General features: G+C 54.8%; 17 protein-coding genes. 8 read left to right on the forward strand and 9 right to left on the reverse strand.

What is annotated here, in order from left to right; genetic code table 11:
* Window position 1 precedes the first annotated feature (1 nt).
* The 4 genes from IE105_RS06385 to IE105_RS06400 are packed head-to-tail and all read right to left on the reverse strand — an operon-like array spanning window position 2 to window position 3,623.
* Complete coding sequence (locus IE105_RS06385; RefSeq protein WP_189496592.1) at window positions 2-574, reverse strand: hypothetical protein; 573 nt, start codon at window positions 572-574, stop codon at window positions 2-4.
* Window positions 574-2,067: a Fe-S cluster assembly protein SufB gene (gene sufB, locus IE105_RS06390; protein WP_189496594.1), complete on the reverse strand. Its 1,494-nt coding sequence runs from the start codon at window positions 2,065-2,067 to the stop codon at window positions 574-576. The genes IE105_RS06385 and sufB overlap by 1 nt, the downstream gene beginning before the upstream one ends.
* A complete protein-coding gene (locus IE105_RS06395) occupies window positions 2,068-3,180 on the reverse strand; it encodes a cysteine desulfurase family protein (RefSeq protein WP_189496596.1) in 1,113 nt (370 codons plus the stop codon).
* Window positions 3,177-3,623, reverse strand: coding sequence for an Rrf2 family transcriptional regulator (locus IE105_RS06400; protein WP_189496598.1), 447 nt, complete (start codon window positions 3,621-3,623; stop codon window positions 3,177-3,179). Before IE105_RS06400 ends, IE105_RS06395 begins: the two co-directional genes overlap by 4 nt.
* A 191-nt stretch (window positions 3,624-3,814) precedes the next feature.
* On the opposite strand from IE105_RS06400, the gene IE105_RS06405 reads away from it, so the two are divergent.
* A complete protein-coding gene (locus IE105_RS06405; RefSeq protein ID WP_189496600.1) occupies window positions 3,815-4,495 on the forward strand; it encodes an alpha/beta hydrolase in 681 nt (226 codons plus the stop codon).
* A 60-nt stretch (window positions 4,496-4,555) separates the two neighbouring features.
* Here IE105_RS06405 and IE105_RS06410 read toward each other — a convergent pair whose 3' ends face one another.
* Window positions 4,556-5,644 (reverse strand): anhydro-N-acetylmuramic acid kinase, encoded by a 1,089-nt coding sequence (locus IE105_RS06410; protein ID WP_189496602.1) that lies wholly within the window; start codon window positions 5,642-5,644, stop codon window positions 4,556-4,558.
* A 45-nt stretch (window positions 5,645-5,689) separates the two neighbouring features.
* On the opposite strand from IE105_RS06410, the gene tyrS reads away from it, so the two are divergent.
* Window positions 5,690-6,949 carry a tyrosine--tRNA ligase gene (tyrS, locus tag IE105_RS06415; RefSeq protein ID WP_189496604.1) on the forward strand — a complete coding sequence of 420 codons (1,260 nt, stop codon included), beginning with the start codon at window positions 5,690-5,692 and terminating at the stop codon, window positions 6,947-6,949.
* A gap of 46 nt (window positions 6,950-6,995) precedes the next feature.
* Here the strand turns inward: tyrS and IE105_RS06420 are convergent, their stop codons facing one another.
* Window positions 6,996-10,451, reverse strand: coding sequence for a YhdP family protein (locus IE105_RS06420; RefSeq protein ID WP_189496606.1), 3,456 nt, complete (start codon window positions 10,449-10,451; stop codon window positions 6,996-6,998).
* Between the two features lie 85 nt (window positions 10,452-10,536).
* Between IE105_RS06420 and bcp the strand changes: the two genes are divergently transcribed.
* The 5 genes from bcp (at window position 10,537) to IE105_RS06445 (ending at window position 14,709) form a co-directional block, all read left to right on the forward strand.
* Window positions 10,537-11,010 carry a thioredoxin-dependent thiol peroxidase gene (gene bcp / locus IE105_RS06425; RefSeq protein WP_189496608.1) on the forward strand — a complete coding sequence of 158 codons (474 nt, stop codon included), beginning with the start codon at window positions 10,537-10,539 and terminating at the stop codon, window positions 11,008-11,010.
* Window positions 11,000-11,794 carry a ferritin-like domain-containing protein gene (locus tag IE105_RS06430; RefSeq protein ID WP_189496610.1) on the forward strand — a complete coding sequence of 265 codons (795 nt, stop codon included), beginning with the start codon at window positions 11,000-11,002 and terminating at the stop codon, window positions 11,792-11,794. The genes bcp and IE105_RS06430 overlap by 11 nt, the downstream gene beginning before the upstream one ends.
* A 78-nt stretch (window positions 11,795-11,872) precedes the next feature.
* A complete protein-coding gene (locus IE105_RS06435; protein WP_189496612.1) occupies window positions 11,873-13,117 on the forward strand; it encodes a M23 family metallopeptidase in 1,245 nt (414 codons plus the stop codon).
* Window positions 13,107-13,553, forward strand: a complete 447-nt coding sequence (locus tag IE105_RS06440) for a bactofilin family protein (protein ID WP_189496614.1) — start codon at window positions 13,107-13,109, stop codon at window positions 13,551-13,553. Before IE105_RS06435 ends, IE105_RS06440 begins: the two co-directional genes overlap by 11 nt.
* Before the next feature lie 184 nt (window positions 13,554-13,737).
* Window positions 13,738-14,709, forward strand: a complete 972-nt coding sequence (locus IE105_RS06445) for a hypothetical protein (RefSeq protein WP_189496616.1) — start codon at window positions 13,738-13,740, stop codon at window positions 14,707-14,709.
* Here the strand turns inward: IE105_RS06445 and prfB are convergent.
* The 3 genes from prfB to IE105_RS06460 all read right to left on the reverse strand — a co-directional run bounded on the left by prfB (window position 14,706) and on the right by IE105_RS06460 (window position 19,564).
* Window positions 14,706-15,822, reverse strand: a protein-coding gene (gene prfB, locus IE105_RS06450) for a peptide chain release factor 2 (RefSeq protein ID WP_189496619.1) whose coding sequence is annotated in 2 segments (ribosomal slippage) — window positions 14,706-15,752 and window positions 15,754-15,822 — 1,116 coding nt in all. Because the reading frame shifts where the segments join, the coding sequence is not laid out codon by codon here. The two genes, IE105_RS06445 and prfB, sit on opposite strands and share 4 nt — an antisense overlap.
* A 17-nt stretch (window positions 15,823-15,839) precedes the next feature.
* On the reverse strand, window positions 15,840-18,653 hold the full coding sequence (locus IE105_RS06455) for a penicillin-binding protein 1A (protein ID WP_189496621.1): 2,814 nt from the start codon (window positions 18,651-18,653) through the stop codon (window positions 15,840-15,842).
* Window positions 18,654-18,760: 107 nt separating this feature from the next.
* Complete coding sequence (locus tag IE105_RS06460; protein WP_189496623.1) at window positions 18,761-19,564, reverse strand: N-acetylmuramoyl-L-alanine amidase family protein; 804 nt, start codon at window positions 19,562-19,564, stop codon at window positions 18,761-18,763.
* Window positions 19,565-19,957: 393 nt separating this feature from the next.
* Between IE105_RS06460 and IE105_RS06465 the strand changes: the two genes are divergently transcribed.
* Window positions 19,958-23,065: a ribonuclease E/G gene (locus IE105_RS06465; protein WP_189496625.1), complete on the forward strand. Its 3,108-nt coding sequence runs from the start codon at window positions 19,958-19,960 to the stop codon at window positions 23,063-23,065.
* Window positions 23,066-23,098 lie beyond the last annotated feature (33 nt).

The raw sequence follows: 23,098 nt of genomic DNA on the forward strand, positions 1-23,098 counted from the left end.
CTTAGGGACAAAGGGTGGTGGTCCATTGATTGGGTGTGTCGCCGCGGCGGCATTGGATGCGCGAGCCGAAATCGACCAGCACAGCGCCATCAAAGAGGGCGAACGTTTCTTCAGCCGCGACAGAATCGTCGGCCATGCCGCTCCGGCGGATCACGAACAAGGTCGCGCCGTCGATCATCTGTTCATTCGAGCTGACCTTGGCGCGGGCCTCCGGGTTCTCGCTCAAGGGTTCGGAATTATAGTGCAGCAATAATTCATCCTTGGCGAGATAGCGGTCCATTCCGACCTCTATCGGGATGAAGCGCGCGAGATCGCGGCTATAATCGGCCGGATCGAGCGCAGGAGTTACCGTTGGCATCACAGGCGTTCCGAGCGCCACTGGCGTGACCATGTCGCGCACGATTTGTTCTTCGGGATCGAGCGGTTCAGACGCCGCCGCAATCGCCGCCTCATCAATCGGCATAAACACGGTCGCCGCGAACCAAATTTTGACAATCACCATGGCCGCGATGAGCAAAGCGCCAATACCGCCAATGATCCAAATGAGGCCTTTACGCGCCTGTATTTCAGACATTAGCCCACGCTCCCTTCGAGCGAGATGGCAACGAGCTTTTGCGCTTCGACGGCAAATTCCATCGGCAATTTTTGCAACACATCGCGGCAGAAACCATTGACGAGGAGCGCGACGGCGTCTTCCTCGGTGAGACCGCGTTGGCGGCAATAAAACAGTTGCTCATCGGACAGTTTAGACGTGGTCGCCTCATGCTCGAATTGCGCGGTCGGTGTGCTGCTCTCGATATAGGGCACGGTGTGTGCACCGCATTGATCCCCGATTAAAAGGGAGTCGCATTGCGTGAAGTTGCGCGCGCGCGTGGCTTTGCGGTGGGCGCTAACAAGGCCCCGATAGGTCGAATTGGACTTGCCCGCACTGATCCCTTTGGCAATTACTCGCGATTTGGTGTTCTTGCCCAAATGGATCATCTTCGTGCCGGTGTCGGCTTGTTGATGCCCATTGGTGATGGCGATGGAATAGAATTCGCCTTGGCTATTATCGCCGCGCAGAATGCAGCTTGGGTATTTCCATGTCACCGCAGAGCCTGTTTCGACCTGCGTCCAGCTGACTTTGGCATTGTCACCCCGACAATCGGCGCGTTTGGTGACGAAATTATAGACCCCGCCTTTGCCTTCGCTATCGCCCGGCCACCAGTTTTGCACGGTGGAATATTTCACTTCAGCGTCTTCCATCACGACGATTTCGACGATGGCGGCATGTAGCTGATTTTCATCCCGCATCGGGGCGGTGCAGCCCTCAAGATAGGAAACGTAAGAGCCTTTGTCGGCGATGATCAATGTGCGCTCGAACTGGCCTGTGCCTTGTGCGTTCATGCGGAAATAGGTCGAGAGCTCCATCGGGCAGCGCACGCCCGGCGGGATGTAAACGAACGACCCGTCCGAAAAGACCGCGTTGTTCAGCGTCGCGTAGTAATTGTCCGTCACAGGAACGACAGAGCCCATATATTTGCGGACCAGTTCTGGATGCTCCTTGACCGCTTCCGAAAATGAGCAGAAAATCACGCCATCTTTGGCGAGTTCTTTTTTGAACGTCGTGACGACCGACACACTATCGAACACAGCGTCAACGGCCACTCTCGGCGCTCCTTTGACGCCCGCCAGAACTTCTTGTTCTTTCAGGGAAATACCGAGCTTATTGTAAATTTCGAGAATGTCCGGATCGACGTCATCAAGCGAATCCAGCTCTTTTTTCTTCACCGGAGAGGCATAGTAATACATATCCTGAAAATCGATTTCGGGATATTCGACCATCGCCCATTTCGGCTCTTTTAACGTCAACCACCGGCGATAGGCTTCCAGCCGCCAGTCGAGCAGCCATTGCGGCTCGTCTTTCTTGGCCGAGATAAAACGGACAATATCTTCGTTCAGGCCTTTCGGCGCGAACTCTTGCTCAATATCGGAATCAAAGCCGTATTTATACTTATCGGCCTCAAGCGCGCGAACGCCCTCGACTGTTTTGGCATCAATTCCGTCTTTCACGTTCACATCAGTCATTTATGCGGCCTTTCGAGCCTTGCGCAGGGTCGCCCAAACTGTGGCAACCGCTTGCACGTCATTCATCGTGTTTCCCGGACCAAAACTGATCCGGATCGCACCGTCAGGTGCATCATTAATACGGCCCATCGCGCGCAGGGCTCTGCTTTCACCGACTTTGCCGGAGGAACAGGCCGTGCCGGTGCTGACGCTAATGCCCGCCAAATCAAAATTCATCATCGCTGTCATCGCGCGCAAGCCGGGCGCAGAAATAAACAGTGTGTTGGGGAGACGCGCTTCACCGGCACCAAAGATGACCGTGTCCGGATCAATCTCAAGCAGCGCGGCTTGTAGCGCATCACGAAGGTCCGCCGAGCCCGAGAGACGCGTATCCATATCCACAGCCGCCGCTCCAAACCCAGCAATTCCCGCCGTATTCAATGTGCCTGCGCGACGCCGGCGTTCTTGACCTCCGCCGTGTAGCAGCGACGTAAACGGCGCGTCCGGCGAGACGTAGAGCGCGCCAACACCTTGCGGTCCGCCGATTTTATGCGCGGAGACCGCCACATAATCCGCCGGAAAAGCCATCGGCAATTTACCCATCGCCTGCACGGCATCAATCAGCACCAATCCGCCGGCCTCTTGCATCAGATCAATCGCGCGGTCCGTATCTTGGATGACACCCGTTTCGCTGTTCGCAGCCACCATTGAGAGGAAAGGTTGACCTTCATTATCGTCCCACTCCGCCAAAATTGCGGCCAGCGCGTCCATATCGGTTCGCCCGGACGCTGTAGCCGGCAGTAATGTGACGCGCGCGCCACTGACTTCAGCCGCCATAATTGTCGCCGGATGATCGAGCGACGAGATCAGCAAATGCTGACTGCCGCTCGCGACGGCTGAGTGGATCGCCGTATTCAGCGCCTCTGTGCCAGATCCGGTAAAAATCACGTCCTGCGCGCATTGCCCCATCGCCATACCGACGGCCTCTCGGGCTTCAGCAATAAGGCTTGCCGCGGCGCGACCGTGACGGTGTTGCGCAGACGCATTGCCGATCACGCCCATCGCGTGGCTCACCGCGTCAATGACAGACTGCGGCGCGGGGCTGGTCGCGTTATGATCAAGATAGATACTCATGACGGCACCTTCGTCTTCGGCAAATCGCCATCGACAACCATTTGCACCGTGACGGCGCTCAGGAAGCCACCAATATGGTCTTCCAGCGCGCCCCAAAGGCTATGCGTCAAGCATTTCGCTGTCCGCCCTGTACAGCCAAGCGCTGCGTCTGGGCGACAGCCGTGGGCGCGAACTTCTTCCTCAACGGCGGCAATAATATCAGACACAGCCATGTCGCTTGCGGCACGGGTCAGCGCATAGCCCCCTGTCGGGCCGCGTTTGCTATCAACCAGCCCCGCGCGCCGTAGATCGGCGAAAACTTGCTCTAGGAAAGATTGACTGAGTCCCTGCCGCTCTGCGATCTCATTCAAGCGCACACGCGAGCCCGGACCGCACAAAGCAGTTTGAGTGGCCAGATCGGCCACGGCGGTAACCGCCGTTCGTCCTTTTGCGCTTAATTTCACTGTAATCCTGTCCGAATCGTGACGCGACTGCCATTTTTTTTGCAATATGGCCGCCCCCTTGATAGGGACTGACGCAAGACCATATACATCTTGATTGAGACGGTAATGTAAGGTTTCCGACTAATTTAGTCAAGAATAACAGCGCAGAGCCGTTGCGGCATTTGTGCATAGTTTAATAGAGCGCTCCCTTTATGCCTGAAGTAATTTTTGCCGGTCCTGAAGGCCGTCTCGAAGGTCGTTATCATCCGGCTGACGACCCAGCGGCTCCCTGCGCCCTGATCCTATCACCCCACCCCAAAGCGGGCGGTCATATGGATCACCGCATTCCTGTAGCGATGTATGAGCAATATAAGCGTCGCGGTTTTTCCGTATTGCGGTTTAACTTCCGCGGCATTGGTCGCTCAATGGGCACATATGATAATGGGCAAGGCGAGTTGCAAGATGCGGCCTACGCGCTCGACTGGATGCAGAGCTTTAACCAGAACGCGCCGTTCTCTTGGGTCTCGGGTTATAGTTTTGGCGCGTGGATCGGCATGCAGCTTTTGATGCGTCGCCCGGAAGTGGCTGGCTTTATCTCGATGAGTCTGCCGACCAACACCTATGACTTCTCGTTCCTCGCCCCGTGTCCGGCTTCTGGCCTGATCACTTATGGTGATGAGGACCCGATTGTCCCACATGAAGATGTTGTCCGCATCGTCGACAAAATTCGCGTCCAAAAAGGTCACATTATTACGCCGCACTTGATTGAAGGCGCCGACCATTTTTATACGCACCACTTGGACGAGGCCTCAGAAATCATTGAAGATTATCTCGATGTCCATCTCGACCCGCGTTACTCGCCACCGCGCGAACAGCGGTTGTTAGAAGGCTAAAACCGCCCACTCGATTTAGACACACAAAAACGCTCCGGCATTTGCTGCCGGGGCGTTTTTTTATGCAGGATAGACGATCCGCCCGCCCACTGTCGGGGTTGGCACACCCGTCGTCGTTGGAAAACTGTTCGGCAACCCTCGCATGACTCTGACCGCGAGATAGCCGAATGCCTGCGCCTCAATCGCGTCGCTGTCCCATCCGACTGTTTCGGCAGGTTGGACAGGACAATCGAGTTCCATCTGTAACATCGTCATAATTGTCGGATTACGTCGCCCGCCACCGCAGACAATAATCCGGTCTAGCGCTACGCCCATCTGTCGTATGGTTCGCGCGGCAGAGAGCGCCGTAAACGCGCAGAGCGTTGCCGCACCATCGCCAATCGCAACATCCGATAAATCATCTAAAACACTGAAATCATAGCGATCTGCTGACTTCGGCCAAGCGCGGTTGAAGAAGTCCGCACGCAGCCACCGTTCGATCTTAAAGAAGTCCGGCATGCCGTCGCGTGACACATCACCGTCGCGGTCCATACTGATGCCCCAACTGTCAAGAAAACTATCCAGCGGTCCATTGGCAGGCCCCGTGTCACTCGCGAGCAGATCATTGGCTGTCACCAGAGACACATTGCCGACGCCACCCAAATTGAGCACGGCGGTGACGCCCGGCAAGTCTGCATGATCGACGAGCGCTTTATGATAGATCGGGGCGAGCGGCGCGCCCTGCCCGCCTGAGGCCACGTCCTCGGATCGAAAGTCGAACACAATAGGACAGCCGAACTCGTCAGACAAGCCTTGCCCCCGCCCGAGCTGCAACGTTTTGAGGCGGTCTGGACGGTGCAATACAGTTTGTCCGTGATAACCGATTATATCCACGACCCCCGCATCTAAGGTCTGAATAGCTGTCCGATGCGCCGCATCCAGAGCGTCTTCGGCTTCTGCAAAAATGTTCGGCGCAGGTCCGATGAAGTTCCATGTGAGCGCCGCTAGCGTCGCATCAGTGAGAGTTTGGCGCTGCGCATTAGTGTAAGGGACGGTTACGCTAGGTCCAAATGATTGAACCTGCTCACCATCCGTCATGATCACGGCCGCATCAACGCCGTCCAGCGACGTGCCGCTCATTAAACCCAGTGCCGTGTAGATTTTGCTCATAAGCCCCTTTGACACGATCTGCGCGGTGATTAGAAGCGCGGCGTTATGACGAATTACAAATCAGACCTGATGACAACGCTAACGGAGCGCGGTTTTCTCTATCAGTGCACCAATGAGGCTGGACTGGACGAGACCGCGCAAACGGGCGTGACGGGCTATATTGGCTTTGATTGCACAGCCCCGTCCCTGCATGTCGGATCCTTGGTGCAGATCATGATGCTGCGGATTTTACAGAAGTCTGGCGGCACACCGATTGTGCTACTCGGCGGGGGAACGACGAAGATCGGCGATCCCTCAGGAAAAGACAAATCCCGCCAGATGCTGACGCAAGATCAGATCGACGCCAATAAGGACGGCATTCGCCAAGTTTTTGCGAAGTTTCTCGATTTTGACGGGCCGAACGCCGCGATCATGGTCGATAATGACGATTGGCTCGCCAATCTCGGCTATCTCGAATTCCTCCGTATTGTCGGGACCGAATTCACGATCAACCGCATGGTGACGATGGATACAGTGAAACGACGGCTCGAAAACGAACAGCCGATGACCTTCCTCGAATTCAACTACCCGCTGTTGCAAAGCTATGACTTTGTCGAGTTGAACCGTCGCTATAAATGCCGCCTACAGCTCGGAGGATCGGATCAGTGGGGGAACATTACCACAGGCGTCGATCTGACGCGCCGAATGGAAGGCCAAGAAGTCTTTGGCTTTACCACGCCGCTAATCACCACCGCGTCTGGCGGAAAAATGGGCAAAACGGCGGACGGCGCGGTTTGGCTCAATGGCGACCCGGCTCTCGGCGACGCCTTCACGCGCAGCCCTTACGAATATTGGCAATTCTGGCGCAATTCTGATGATGCCGACGTCGGGAAATTCATGCGCCTGTTCACCGATCTCTCATTGGAAGAGATTGCGACATATGAAGCGATGGACGGCGCAGATATTAACATCGCCAAGACAAAGTTAGCCGATGAAGCGACAGCTTTGCTGCACGGTCGCGCGGCGGCTGATTCGGCCAAAACCACAGCCCTTGAAACATTTGCGGGCGGAGCCGCTGAAGGCTTACCAACGACAGATGTCGCAGGGGACGTCTTAGACGGTATGGGCATTCTCAGCGCCGCCGTCACCGCCGGACTGGCCGCATCGAATGGCGAAGCCCGCCGTCATATAAAAGGCAGCGCGCTTAAGGTGAATGGTACAACCGTCGCGTCACACGACGCAACGATCAACAAGGGCGATATTCAGGACGGCGTTGTGAAATTATCAGTCGGTAAGAAGCGTCACGCTTTACTCCGAAGCATCTGATGAAAGTCAGTGAGCGCCTAAAGTTTACGTTTCTGCTCGGCCTGTTTTAGTCTTCAACGACAGAAGGCCGGACTGCTTCGATATCTTGGATGACACTGTCTGGCAGCTCATCGCGTTTTTCACGGAAGATACCGCGAATGAACCCTGGAGTCAGCGCCGACAGCGGATTGATCGAAATAACGGCGTTGGAATACGGCCCTTTGACTGCATAGGTGATTGCGAAGACGCCTTCGCCGTCCTTGCCTATCAGAAGACCGCCAATAAGCGGGATATCGCCGAGGAGTGAGTTGGCCGTATAGGCCGGAACTAATGTTCCGCTGAAATCGACCGTCTTATCGTTCAATCCAATATCGCCTTCCCCCGTCATCCCGATAGACGGTCCCCGCATTTTTGCCTCACGAATGGACAAAATTCGTTCTTCGAGCGCGAAATCAAAGGTCAGCTCATCAAAACGAAGCCCCCCTCCTGATAACGTGTCGACGATGCCTGTTAAGGAGGCCAGTGAAAGGATTTGCGCCAAAAAAGGCGCGTTCTTAACGGTTAAGTCTGTCGCAAAGGCTTCACCAATGACAGCGCCCACAACGCCCGTTTCTGGTAGTGAGGCCTCAATGGTGAGCGCCCCGCCCTGCGTCGCATTCAAGCCCAAAACTTTGGACGCGGCCTCAGAGACATCGGGCACGCTCAAAACAGCTTCGCGGTTTCCGGATTCGATCTGATCAAGTTTAATTTTAAAGGGGCCGCTGGCGCGTGTTCCCAGAAGAGACAAGCGATCAATTGCGTCTCCATTATGGCGATAGCTCATCGTGCCTTGGTCCAACGTGTATCCGGGTGAAAGAATGATTTCATCGAACGCGGCGTCAAACGAGAGGGGAATATTATTTGCCTCGCCGCCTGCGCTTTTGAGGGCTCGGGTAACGAAAGCGGATATATCGAGGCGTTTACCGCGCGCATCCAACGCTAACCGGTTCTCGGCATCATCGCGCGATAGAACAAGCTGCCCATCAATAAGCCCATCGATTCTAGCCGTGTCGAGGCGGGCTTTTTCCAATGCCAGCCCCGCCCTCAGTTGAATCGAGCCCTCTAGGTCGAGCCCCGGCGCTTGCATCGTCAGTTTAGGCACAGAAAAACCGTCTAAACCTCGCTCTAGAGTCGCTCTGAATTGGCCCTTATCGCCTTTGGATTTGGACCAAATATCACCAAACGTAATCTCGGCCTGATCCAAGCCGAGGTCGATCACGGCCTCCGCAATCTCCAAACCTTTGCCCGAAGCTTCGACATCGACGTCAATGTCACCACCAAAGAATTCACGAAACCCGAAGCCAAAACCGTCCAAAGTTTTCCGGTTCATCAACCCAGAAACCCGATAACGCGTCGGCTCACCATTTTGGCCATAGCGCTCCGCCCACGACAGGTTCGCGCGCCACGGGCCCAGATTGGCCGGACCATCGACAAACAACCCCTCTTTGCCACCGCGAACTGTGACATCCGCGTCGTAGAGCTTGAATCCGCCAAAGCTGAACGGCGCACTCGCATCCGTGAATGTGCCGTCAACGCTATATTCAACACGGTCAGGATCAAAAAATTCTAGCAATGGGCGTTTAATATTGATTGTGACGTCGGCCGAACCGCTAAATCCGTCGGCCGTGACGCCATAGCGATCCAAGTAGCCAAACGGCGGTTGATTAATCAGCGCCAAGAGTGAACTGGCCTTGCCCTTGGCCTGAGCAGAAATCAGTATATTGCCCCCCTTTGGCGTTAGTCTTGGGATATCAATGTCGCCACCAACGATCTCAACATCGTTGATGCGGCCCGACGCCAGAACAAATCCAAAGCGGTTCCCATCAACCCGGCCCGAGCCGAAAGCCTCACTAAGCGGATCCATCGTACTGACATAACGAACGATGCCGTCTTGGACATCGAAGTCCAATTGCAATCGCTCTGACGTGAGCTTGGGACTAGCAAAGAAACCCTCATCAAGGTCCACCTTGTAGCGGACATTGTGCAATGTTCCGCCCAAGACGGCCCGATCAATCCACCGGCGCGCGCCATCGGCGGCACTTACCGGCCATAGCGACAGCAAATCCGGAGCCGTCATAGATGTGTCAGTCCCGCCCGACAGTTGCACAAGTTTTAGACCGTCCGATCCCGTCGCAACTTTACCGCGTGTATTCAATGCGAACCCCTCGAATTGCGCGGTCAATTGGTCCAGTGTTAGAGTTCGAGCATCCAAATCCAATTCGCCAATAGCCTTGGCCTTTTCGACATTTAGAGGGCCTTGAAAGACCGGACGGAGGTCCAACCAACTCTGCGTTAAGGCGAGATCGAACTTTGGCGATGTGCCAACATCGCCATCATTCCAACGACCAATGTCGCGAATGACACCCTGCCCCGTCAGACGCAGACGGTCCGCGTCCAAGGACAAGGCCTCAACCCGCATCTCTTCATCGCCGGCCCTTAAAGCGCCGATGAAACGTCCACGGTTCAAGATACGGTCCTGCCCGGCGAGTCGGATGACCCCGGCTCCGGCATCCAGATCAAGCGAGGCAGAACGGACCCCGTCATCACGTCCCCACTCAGCTTCAAATTCCATATTCAGAGGTACATCAACGGCCCCAAACACCGACAGACGATCGCGCAGGGGCGCAATATGTTTGGGAACAAGCTCATCCGTTTCTAAGCTGAAGAAGACGGTTTCAAAATCATTATCGGTTTTTAAAGCGAGCGATATTTCACCCGCATTGCCTCGATCTTCTGAACTCAAACGTCCCGCAACATTGAGACTTATCGCTTTGTCATCGCGCGCGCCACTCAGCGATTCGACATCCAGGATCATATCCAGGCCGTCGCTTTCACGCACAATATGCGCGCGACTATTTGTCAGAGTCACAGATTTAAAGTCATTGAGCCAATCTAGCCGAGTCGTTCGCGGCGCGTCACTTTGGCCGCGATAAACGGGTCCAAACCGTCCCACCGTTTCGGGCGTGCCCAAACCTGCCACGACTGCCCCATTTTCGCGCTGCATCCATGTCACGACGCCGCCTACGATTTCTATGTCCGTCAGCGCCGTGCGCCGGGCTAGCACATTGGACTTTGGCGCAGTCCCTTTGAGCTTTGGTAATGTCTGAATAATCGTGTCGTCTTGATCATAGACGACAATATCTGTCACGGTGAAGGATATCGTATCGTCAGACGGATTCCAGCGTAATTCAAGATCGCCCAATTCGGCCCGCGCCCCGTCGAATCCTTGCGAAAACCAGTGTTCGAAATTGGGACGTAATGCGGTTAGATCCGCCGATTGTCGGGATAAGAGCCCCCCCGCAAAGAAAAGTGCGGCAATTGCGAGTGCCGTCACAACGGACACCGTCTCTCCGCCCAGTCGATAAAGACGATATCCCAGCCGTCGGCCCATCGCCCGCAGTGCGCTCGGAGTAAACCTGTTACGAAACGTCGCTTTGCGATCGACGTCGGGCTTTGGCTTGTCGGGTGTCGGCTTATCCGCCATAGGAACCGTCGCTAACGAAGGCCCGGCACCGCGTCCAGAGACGGACGCAATCCAGGACCTTAAATTTCAGTTGGAAAGGCCGATTATGTCAGACCTGAACGCCGGCGATATGGCGCCTGATTTCACGCTTCCAGGCGATGGGGGTGACGATATCACCCTATCCGATCATCGCGGACAAAATGTCGTGCTCTATTTTTACCCTCGTGATGACACACCGGGATGCACCACCGAAGCGAAGGAATTTACGGATGCCAAGGACGATCTCGCCGCGTTAAATACTATCGTCATCGGCATATCCAAAGATACAGTGGCCAAACATGACAAGTTCATCGCCAAACATGATTTAAGGGTCCGCTTAGCCTCCGATGAAGACGGCCACGCCCTCGAGGCCTATGGAGTTTGGGTCGAGAAGAAAAATTACGGCAAAACCTATATGGGAATTGTCCGATCGACGTTTTTGATCGGACCTGACGGCAAAATCTTACAGGTCTGGCCCAAAGTTCGGGTCAAAAACCATGTAGATACGGTGGTTCAAGCTGTGCGTGATCATGGCGGCTAAGGTTAGTCCACTTGGCGTTCTGACAGAATCTAACCCGTGGGAGAAAGCGAAAAAGGCCCGTGAATTTCGACGGGCCGTCTTGGGCGGCGCAACCGTGTTTTGCGAATCTCCGCCGAAGCGGCCTGCCCGTCCCGAACGACCACCGCTGGTGTCTCCGCGAGAATTGCGACGCCGCAGGCTCGGCTCCCCCGAAGGACGCGCCGCTTTGTTACATGCCATCGCGCACATTGAACTCAACGCGATTGACTTAGCTGCGGATATGATCGCGCGTTTTGCTGATGCACCCGATGTGGCTGGTCAGCGCGACGCCTTTATTGCCGACTGGTCCTCCGTCTGTGACGATGAGGCCCGGCACTTTGGTTTGATCTCTGATCGTTTAGTCGAACTTGATTTTGTCTATGGTGATTTCCCGGCGCATAACGGGCTTTGGGACGCAGCCATGAAAACGAATTTTGACATCGCCGCGCGACTGTCAATCGCCCCTCTCGTCTTAGAGGCAAGAGGGCTCGACGTGACGCCGGGCATGATTGTCAAATTAGACCAAGCCGAGGACCGCGAGAGTGCCGCAATCCTCGAAATTATCTACGAAGAAGAAGTCGGGCACGTCGCGATCGGCATGCTGTGGTTGCAACATGTCGCCTCGCACCGCGAAAAAGATTCGCGGACGCTCTTTCGTGGCATGGTACGTGAACACTTTAAAGGAACTATCAAACCGCCCTTCAATCATGCAGCGCGGCATAAAGCGGGGTTAAAGTTAAGCTTTTATGAAGACCTTTCCACATAATGACTAAAACTAAAGGCGCGTTAACCACACTTAGTGGAAAAAGCGCTTTACGTTGACGTCACGGCTATGGTGTAAGGTATGAAAGCTTCTAAAGCCGGATGGGGAATCATGATTGCTGACGTTATAGGGGATATGCGCAAGCACCTTCTCCAGACATTCCCCGAACGCCAAATCTATCTTCGCTCTGGCGGCGAGGTTACTTATTACAATTTGTCGACCCGAGTTCAGGCCGGCGTGGTCGCCATTATCGTTATTATGGCGGCTTGGTGCCTGCTCACAATCGTCAATCTCGCCTTTAGCGTGACGCCTTTTGCCAGCACTGACGAGCGTATCGTCGAGATCGAATCTAATTACCAACGCCAGTTGGCCGACAGTCAGGCCAAAATTGAAAATGTTGAGCTCCTGCTTTCTGAACAGCGCCTAAGCTTTGAAACAATGGCCGCGAACATTGAGGCCAAACACAACGCGCTTTCAGAAATTGTCGGCACCGAAGCCGTTGCCATATTGGGCGACGAACCCGCGCTAAAATTTGCGAACGCAGAAATTCTCATGGCCCCGACCCTCAGAGATAGTGTCGACCGAGTTGCCCGCCGGGCCTCCATCGCGACTCACGATATTGCGACCGGCTTACCCTTTGATCGGTCCTTGGCTTCGTTGGACCAAACACAAAACGCTATTCTCCTCTCTGCCGAAGCCGAGCTTTTGGAAAAAATCGATTTCAATCGGGCTTTGATTGCCGCAACGGATATGGATCTCGACTCAGTGCTAGAACAAGGCACACAAGGCCAAGGCGGGCCTTACATTCCCCTAGACGGGCCTGACGCGCCATTACTTGAAGGCGAATTTCAGCCCCGGACAACCGCCATTCAGGCGCGCCTTTATGAAGCCGAGGCCCTTGCCGAAATCGTTGGAACTCTCCCGCTCGGACATCCGGTCCTGAATGAGACGGTCCAAACGTCCAAATTCGGTGTTCGGCGTGACCCCTTCACAAAACGACCGACACATCACAGCGGTCTCGACTTTATCGGCGGCCCAATGGCGCCTGTCGTCGCAACAGGCCCCGGCACGGTTAAATTCGCTGGCTGGGGTGGGGCTTACGGCAATATGGTCGAGATTGATCATGGGAATGGTTTCATTACACGCTACGCACACATGAAGAAATTGAACGTCAAACGCGGTCAAACAGTCCTTGCTGGTGACCAAGTGGGTGGTATGGGGTCGACAGGTCGTAGCACAGGGACTCACTTGCACTACGAAGTTCATTTTGACGGTCGCGCACGTGACCCAAAGAAGTTTCTCAAGGCAGGACGTTATGTTCACTAGATCATCCAACACGTCTCAGTCCGCATCCGCTCAGTCCTCCCAGAAAAAAACCTCTAGCATCGCTCCAACACAGGCGCGGTCTGCCGCAGTCCCCTCATTGCTGAGTAGTGACCTCATCATTACAGGCGACATTAAGACAGATGGCGAAGTTCAAATTGATGGTCGCGTTGATGGCAATATCAGTGCGGGAAAAGTGACGATTGGCGAACAAGGCGTGGTCAATGGAAAAATTGTCTGTGCCATCATTCAAATCCGCGGGAAAGTCACGGGTAAGATTGACGCGATGAGCATCGACCTCACTGAAACCGCGAATGTTCAAGCCGATCTGGTTCAAGACAAGCTTATCATTGCCAATGGGGCTTTCTTTGATGGGAAATGTACCCGCAAGTCGTCGGCTCCGACCCCGATCAAGGCGGCGACCCAAAAGTCCGCATAACGCCTCTCTCTGAGAGCGTTATAACGGCGCATCTTTCACATCTCTGATTTCTCCACCTTTGAAAGAGCGCCTCTTTCGGAGTGTTCAGAGACGCATCCTCGTTGCGCATAAAATTGTCAAACGTTAGACCTTCTTTCAGTAAGATAGGGTATTTCTCTGGATTGTAAGAGGAAGAGAAAACCCCATGAAAGATGTGCAGACACTCATTGCCGACATACACCGCAATGAGCGGATGGACGAAAATGACGTGCGCAAAGTTCGGCGCGCCTTTGGCCAAGACCTCACTGTAACACTGACGGAAGCGGACACTCTTTTTGAATTGAACGCCGTGTCGGACAAGCCTGAAAACTGGGGACCATACTTCACATCTGTGCTTGCCGCCTATGTCGATGACCGCGAAGCACCTCAGGATTATGTGTCTGGCAGCAGTGCGGCATGGCTCATCAGTAAAATCAGTCACGACGGCATTGTGGAAACAGAGACAGAGTTAAAGCTGCTGATGAATGTCCTCAAGACAGCCCATCACGTTCCAGACGCCCTACAAAAATTTGCCCTTGATCAAGTCCTCTCAGCCGTAATGTCTGGCCGAGGTGTCGTCTCGGGCTCCATGCTGACCCCTGGCATCCTTGGCGAAGCGGAAGTCAAACTGCTGCGCCAGGTGCTTTATGCGGGTTCCGGCAAAGGCGGCATTGGGATCACCCGCACAGAAGCAGAGGCGCTATTCAGGTTGAATGACGCGACATCCGGTCGAGCCAATCACCCCAGCTGGCAAACGCTTTTCGTTCATGCCATCGCCAATTACCTCATGGTCATCAGCGCGCCTGCCATACCCACGCCAGAAGAAGCCCTTCATCGCGAAAATTGGCTAAATGATGACGCGGCAAACTTTGGAAATCGTTTTGTCGGATCTTTCAAATCCTTATTCGACCAGCGGCGTGAAGAACAACGTACAGATGGATCAGGCGGTTATAGCAATCTCAAGACAGGAGACGTTGCGCGCGCTGAACAGATCGACCTTCGCGAAGCAAAGTGGTTGATTGACCGCTTACTGACCGATGGAAAACACGATGAAAACGAAATGGCCTTACTCAGTTTTATCAAGGATGAATGCCCCGATATTGACGCGGCGCTCCACACCTATGACAGCGCCGACTAGGCCCTGTCTTCCTGATCTCCGACCCGAGCAGAGAGGGCTGCGGCCATAAACTCGTCCAACTTACCGTCAAGAACGCCGGACGTGTCTGACGTTTCGACACCCGTCCGTAGGTCTTTGACCATCTGATAAGGTTGAAGAACGTAAGACCGAATCTGATGACCCCAGCCAATGTCCGACTTACTATCGGCTTCGGCTTGCGCCGCTTCTTCGCGCTCTTGAAGCTCTTTTTCATAGAGCCTCGCACGGAGCATATCCCACGCTTGGGACCGATTCTTATGCTGGCTGCGATCATTCTGACACTGGACGACAATGCCCGTCGGCTCATGCGTAATCCGCACCGCGGAATCAGTCTTATTGATGTGCTGTCCTCCGGCGCCTGACGCGCGGTACGTATCAACGCGACAATCACTTTCATTGATCTCGATCTCGATCGTATCGTCAATCTGCGGATAGACCCAAACACTCGCAAAACTTGTGTGACGACGCGCACTGGAGTCATAGGGACTGATTCGAACCAAGCGGTGAACGCCTGACTCGGTCTTCATCCATCCAAAGGCATTGGGCCCTTTAAAGCGCAATGTGACCGACTTAATGCCGGCTTCGTCACCATCGGAGGATTCGAGAACGTCAACTTTCATCCCACGTGAATTCGCCCAGCGAGAATACATCCGCATGATCATCGCGGCCCAATCCTGAGCCTCGGTCCCGCCAGCACCCGGATGGATTTCAACGAAACAATCATTGCCGTCCGCCTCTCCCGACAATAGCGCCTCGAGTTCTGCGGTTGCGGCTTTGGCTTGGACTTTGCGCAGCGCGGCAGCGGCCGCGTCTAAAAGGTCCGTATCGTCGTCCATCTCGGCCAATTCTGCCAATTCAACATTTTCAGAAAGGTTGGTGGTAATGAAATTGATCGCATCGAAAGCGGATTCCAGTTTGGCGCGTTCCTGCATCAGGACTTGGGCCTTCTGAGCATTATCCCAAAAAGTCGGCGCCTCTGAGAGCGCGTTTAATTCCGCTAAGCGACGTTCACTGGTTTCCCAGTCAAAGACGCCTCCTTAGCAGCTCTACAGACTGCTCGATTTCGGATTTTAACTGGTCGACGTCAGCGCGCATCGAGGGTTCCTTTTGACCTAGTATAGACCGTCATCCAGATCCTCTTCAGGCTCCGGATCAGGGGTCTTCACGGGGGTGTCTGTCGGCAGATCTAGTGGATTAAGGACGGGGTCATCGGTTGGGAAAGGAGGTTCTTCACCTAAACCCGGTGGAATCGTATCATCAAGGCGCTTGGGACCAGAGCCGAAAAAGCCCGATCCGAACGTATCACTGCCAGATCCAATCCTGATTGTTCTGTCCAGCGACCCGACCTTTGGCTCTGTGCCGGGACGGAAGGCTTCGAGAATCACATTCGGCGCGCCGATAAAGCTTGGCTCACCCGTGTCGCGATTAACCGGAGCCAGCGTCAAGCCATCTGGGATACGAAACGGCACCATAGGTTCATTTTCGAGCACTTCGGTCATGAAATCGAGCACGATCGGCGCCGCCGAGGATGAACCCGTCTCATAACCCATTTGTTGCGGTGTATCCTTGCCGACATAGACCCCAACAACGAGGTCCGGCGTGAAAGCCATGAACCAGTTATCCTTTGAATCATTGGTTGTGCCCGTCTTGCCACCGACAGGCCGTCCAAGCGCTCTCAACTTTGCGCCTGTGCCGTTTTCGACCGCGCCAATCATCATATAGGTGACTTGATAGGCCGTGATCGGGTCAATGACCTGTTCACGATCATCCGGCAAAACAGGTGGTGCTTGTCCCGTATAATCCTTTTGCTGACATTCTGGGCATGTCACATCGCCATTCAAGAAAATCGTCTTCCCCTGCCCGTCTTGCACCCGGTCCAAAATACTCGGCACGATTTGTTTGCCGCCATTGATCATCATGGAATAGGCCGTGGCCAAACGCAGTAAGTTGGTTTCGCCCGCGCCCAAGGCCCACGCCAATTCAGGGAGAGGATTATCATAAATACCAAATCGACGGGACGTACGCATGATGGGGGCCATGCCAATATCGTTCGCCAATCGTACCGTCATCGCATTACGTGATTTCTCAATCCCGAGGCGTAGCGTCGACAAGCCATAGTAGCGGCCGGCATCATAGTTTTCAGGTTTATAGAAACGTTCGCATTGATCGCGCAGGGCTGGCTGGGTTGTCTGGCCTTCACTCCGATCTTCGCCCGTATCGCGAAGCTCAAGCACGCCCAACTCATTGACTTCACAATCCGAATCCGACCGCTCGATAACAAACGGCGCGTCGAGCACTTGCGAAGCGGGTGTAAAGCCTTCCAGCAGGGCCGATGCATAAACAAACGGTTTGAAGCTTGATCCCGGCTGACGATAGGCTTGGGTCACGCGGTTAAATTGGCTTTGTTCAAAACTATAACCACCGATCAGCGCTTTCACACGCCCCGTATGCGGGTCCATTGCAATCAACGCGCCGTTGACGTCCGGCACTTGCCGAAGATTATAGGCTCCAACTTTAGTTGTATGCGCCTCAACGAGAATAACATCCCCGACGGAAATTACGCTGTTCAACGATTTAGGCGGCGCGCCGCGCACGCCATTATTCAGCGCTTTCCCAGCCCAAGCGACATCTTCCAAAGCGAGTTGACCCGTTTCCGTCGCAAGTTCAGCCGCAACGTCTGTGTCGGCAGGACCGTCGACCTCTTCCGCGACGTCGCTGTCTTCGGCGCCTTTAATTAAGCCCAGCTTTGCCGTGGTCGAATCTCGTTCGAGCACGACAGCGACGCGCCAATCACCAATATCTTTAGGAGCCGCAAAGGCCGCAAGCTGTTCGTTCCAACTGTCCATCGTTTCAAACGTCGCCAGCGGTCCGCGCCAGCCCATACGACGGTCCAGCATTTCAAGTCCGCGGCGAAGGGCGCGACGCCCTGCGAGTTGCATATCCGTATCAAGCGTCGTGCGGATCGAGAGACCACCCGAATAGAGCTCCTCTGAGCCATACATAGCGAAAATCTGCTTGCGCGCTTCCTCAACGAAATATTCCGCGGCCAAATATTCAGCGCCGTTCAACCGGTCCGTCCACTCTAGTGGCGCGGCGAAGGCCTCATCAGCCTCGACTTGCGTAATGTAGCCGTCCTCGGCCATACGATTTAGTACGTATTGTTGGCGCGAACGGGCTGCGGCATATTCTTTGGGGTTGTCGAGTTCGTAATTGGCGGGCCCTTTGACCACGAGCGCGAGATAGGCCATCTCGCCAATCGTCAAATCATCCATTTCTTTGCCGAAATGGTTCAACGCCGCCGCGGCCACACCATAAGCGCCGCGACCAAAATAGTTGTCATTCAAGTAAAGCTCTAGAATATCACCTTTCTCAAAAGCTTTCTCCATCCGGCGCGCGATGAAAATCTCACGCACTTTGCGTTTCATCGAGTAATCGTCCCCGACGAGGAAGTTCTTCGCGACTTGCTGCGTGATTGTCGAGGTGCCGCCAATGCGTTGTCCGCTGAGTTTTTTGCCCGGCGCCGTTAAGGCAGCGCGGGTCAGCCCAATCGGGTCCCAGCCATTATGCGTGTAAAAGCGCTTGTCTTCAGACGCGACAAACGCCTGTTGCAGCCGTGTCGGGACACTTACGATGGGCACAAACACCCGTGCCTCAGTCCGAAACTCGCTGATAAGCTTGCCGTCACCCGCATGAACGCGGCTCATAATGGCGGGCTTATATTCAGACAGAGCTTGAACGCTCGGCAGGTCTTTGGTTGCGCGAATGGTCCAAATCGTCAGGGCAATCGCAACGATAACGCCAAAGACGAAACCGGTGAGAACAACCCATTTGGCAATTTTGAAATAAAGCGCCCGACGTGAGCGCTTTATAGGCGCGGGCGAAGACGGCTCAGGCGTCTCGGTAATTTCTGATACGATGTCTGACACGCCGATACATCTATAGGGAATTGTGGCAAGGTCGAGGTCTAGCTGTGCTAATTTTGCATCAAATTCGGGCGATTTAGCGCCAGATATGCTTTTCGGGTCAAGGGGTCTCAGCCAGGTCTGCCGGGCCCTACAAAATACTCATCAACAGAACGGCGAACGGCCTTCATCAACTTCGTGCGATGTGCTTTAGTTTTAAGCAGTTTTTCGTCCTCAGAATTCGACAGAAACCCAAGTTCTAACAAGACGGCGGGTACGTCTGGCGCCAATAAAACGTAATACCCTGCCCGACGATGAGAATTCCCGACGAGTCTTGTTTTTCCTTCAAGGTTTTCCAGTAAAATATCAGCGAAGGCTTCAGACTGACTCTCCGTGCTGCGCTGCGCCAGGTCAACGAGGATATCACCAACAGAATCGCTTTGTTCCGCCAAATCAACATCCATGATCCAGTTTTGGCCATTCACGATCCGTTTACTGCGATTTCGTGCGCGGTCGGCCAGCGTGTAAACGGACGCTCCTCGGGTTGATGAACCGTTGGTGGAATCAGCGTGAATGGAAATGAACAAATCCGCGTGTTTCTCGCGCGCGATGCGAACGCGGTCGTCATGTTCGACAAAGCTGTCTCCGCTACGAGTCAGAAGCACCTCATACCGGCCCGTTCTTTCCAACAGCGCTTTCAACTCTTTTGCAGCGCTGGTCGTGACCGTTTTCTCGAGCAATCCTTTTTGGCCGACGGCGCCCGGATCCTTTCCACCATGCCCCGGATCAATCACGATCAGAGGCTTGCCGGCACTCGGAGCAGGCTTTATACGCGGGTAAGGGACAGCATCTTTAAAGTAGCGTGGACCTGATGCTATCGCCGGCAGAGCAATAAGGGCGAGTATTATCGCGATTATGAGAGCCCGGGTCGACATGCGAGGGACCTTTTCGCAACAGGGTGAATAAACCCTTATAAAGCAGTGTGATCAATCATTACATTTTCATCACCGCCTTAACCTGACAAATGCTTTGCACACACTCACGAATTAAGGCAGGACGCATTCAATCCAGTCGCGGCAGTGTGTCATATGAGACGCCCTGCATGGCGACGGATCTGATGGGACAGCACAAATAATTGCGCTGCATCCCCTATCTGAGAGAATTCATGCGTCGTGCGAGACTAACAAACCTGTTTGAACGATCAACGGTCGTTTTGCCTGCACGCGCCCCCCTCACATCCCTTACAACTGGCCCCCTTTTGCGAGAACGCCCCACGCTCTGCCGTGGTGAGGCGCCGCAAATTTATCTCCGGGCCGCAGGAGAACTCCATGACAAAACGTATGCTAATCGATGCCGCTCACCCGGAAGAAACCCGGGTCGTCATCGTCGACGGAACCCGAGTCGAAGAACTTGATTTCGAAAGCCGCAACAAGCGACAGCTTCGCGGCAATGTCTATCTCGCCAAAGTCACACGCGTAGAGCCGTCGCTGCAAGCGGCCTTTATCGACTATGGTGGCAATCGCCACGGCTTCCTCGCCTTTTCTGAAATCCACCCTGACTATTACCAGATCCCCTACGAGGATAAACTCGCGCTGCAAAAGCAGGACGAGGAAGAACTCGCGGAAGCGTCCGATAGTGATGAAGATGTCGAAGAAGACGTAAATCTTGACCCAGATGTCAATGATACCTCTGACGAAAACGACGCTGAAGTGGCCGACGAACAAGTCAAAGTCGCGAGTCACCGCCGCAAACAAATGCGCCGCCGTCGCTATAAAATCCAAGAAGTCATCAAGCGTGGCCAGATCCTTCTGGTGCAAGCGGTCAAAGAAGAGCGCGGCAATAAAGGCGCGGCCATGACGACATATATGTCGCTCGCCGGACGCTATTGCGTGCTTATGCCCAACACACCCCGCGGTGGCGGCATTTCCCGCAAAATCGCCAATGGGTCTGATCGCAAACGGTTGAAAGCCATTATGGACGAGCTGTCCGTCCCACAAGGGATGGGCGTTATTGTCCGTACGGCGGGCGCAAAGCGCACCAAAGCTGAGATTACACGCGACTATAGCTATCTATCGCGTTTGTGGGACGAAATTCGGGATACAACGTTGAATTCCGTCGCGCCTGCATTGATCCATGAAGAGGGCAACCTCGTGAAGCGGTCCATCCGCGATCTCTACAATAAAGATATCGAGGAAGTTCTGGTCCAAGGCGAAGACGCTTACAAGAATGCCAAAGCCTTTATCAAAATGCTGATGCCGAGCCACGCAAAGTTCGTGAAACGGTATGATGATCCAATTCCGCTCTACCTGCGCTATGATGTCGAACGCCAGATCGAGAACAGCCTTGACGCGACTGTGCAGCTGAAATCCGGCGGTTACCTTGTAATCCATCCGACAGAAGCGCTTGTCTCCGTCGATGTGAACTCAGGCAAATCGACGAAAGAACGCAATGTCGAACGCACGGCACTCAAGACCAATATTGAAGCTGCGGAAGAGCTGGCGCGTCAGATGCGCCTCCGGGATCTCGCCGGGCTAATCGTGGTTGACTTCATCGACATGGATGAGAGCCGCAACAACCGCACGGTTGAAAACAAGATGAAAAATATGCTGACGCAAGATCGCGCCCGCATCCAGACATCGCGCATCAGCCAGTTCGGTCTGATGGAAATCAGCCGACAGCGTCGCCGCCGTTCCCTCTTGGAAGGCAGCACGGCAGCGTGTCAGCACTGTGGCGGCGTAGGCCGCAAACGGACTGTGGAATCAGCGGCCCTCGCCGCAATCCGCGCGGTTGAAGAATTCGCTATTCGCGGCAAAGCCAAGAAAATCCGGTTGAAATGTCCCCCCGACGTTGCGCTTTACCTCCTCAATGAGAAACGTGATCTGCTGACCAAGGTCGACGAAAATGCTGACGTCTTCACCGTTGTTGAACATGATGACAATTTGATCCGTCCATCCTTCACGATTGAAATCATCGAAAAGCGTGAAGACAGCCGCAAAGATCCGCTCGTTCAGATCGAAAAAGACATTCGCGAAGAGACGACTCGTTCTGAGCAGCAACGTCAACGCGCGGCCTCTAAGCCCGATGTCAGTGATGAGGACGAAGACGACGAAACCACGGCTGAGGATCAAACGTCAGAGGTCCGTGAGGACGATGATGAGAACAAACCTCGCCGTCGTCGGGGTCGTCGCGGCGGTCGCAATCGTAAACGTCGTCCAACAGATTCTGACGGTTCTGAGACAGATAACGCTGATGACACGGCGGATACGGCTGACAACGCCGAGCCAACTGACACTGCAGTGGCTGATGAAGACGCGAAACCGCGTCGCCGTCGTCGTCGCCGTGCCCCGTCTAAAACATCCGAAACGGAAACGACTTCAGACGAAGCCGAGACCGCTAAGACTGAAACGCCGGATGCCCCTTCAGACGATACACCAGCTCCGCGTAAACGCCGTAGCCGTTCACGCCGCAAAGCGCCGTCCCGGGATGGCTCTAAGGACACGTCCGAAACATCTGACGTTCAGCCTGATACGGCTGTGACGACAGCTGAAGCCCCACAAGAGGACGCGCCCAAGTCGGGTCGTCGTCGTCGGGCGCCGTCCCGCAATGTGGAAAAACCAACTGACGCCCCTAAAGCAGCGGGTCGTCGTAAGGCGCCTGCTAAGGCGGCAACGTCCAAAGAGGATGCGCCGACGTCAGAGGAAACGGCCAAACCCACACGTCGTCGGGCACCTACCAAAGCCGTAGAGACCGACACGACTGAGGCGGAGGCTAAACCTGCACGTCGTCGCAAAGCGCCCGCTAAAACGACGGCAAAAGCTCCTGTGAAAAAAGCGCCTGCGCGTGACAAAGTGGCGACGGACACGGCAAAAGCGGATGACGCCAAACCAACGCGTCGCCGCAAGGCCCCCGTGAAAGCTGCCGCGACATCGAAAGATGAAGGGACGACAGCGTCGAAACCTGCGGCCCGTCGTAAAGCCCCTGCGAAAACGCCAACCAAAGCCCCGACTAAGGCTCCAGCGAAAGCAAAGGCGCCGACAAAGGCGAAGGCTCCGGCTAAATCGGCCGACGTTGCGGACGCGGCACCTAAGCCGGCTCGTAAACGGGCTGCGCCGAAGAAAACGGCAGACGCGGCAAAGGCGGGCACAGCGCCGAAACGTAAAGCGCCCGCGAAAAAGGCACCGGCTAAAACCGCGCCTATAAAAGCGACGCAAGACGAAGCCCCGAAGGCAGAGGCCAAACCTGCGGCTCGGCGTAAAGCCCCCGCTCGCAAACCTGCGCCAACGCCGACGCCACAAGCTGAGCCAAAGCAGGTTCCGGCGCCCAAGCCAGCGCCTGTTGCGGAAAATCCCGTGCAGGAGTCTGCCGACGACCGTCGCCGTAAAGCACCACCTCGGCGTAAACGCGGCCTACTCGACCGCCTGATGGGCAAGGAATAGTTTCCTGAACAGAAGATAAATCGACGGGGGTCA

Source organism: Algimonas arctica (assembly GCF_014652695.1).
Classification (GTDB): Bacteria; Pseudomonadota; Alphaproteobacteria; order Caulobacterales; family Maricaulaceae; genus Litorimonas; species Litorimonas arctica.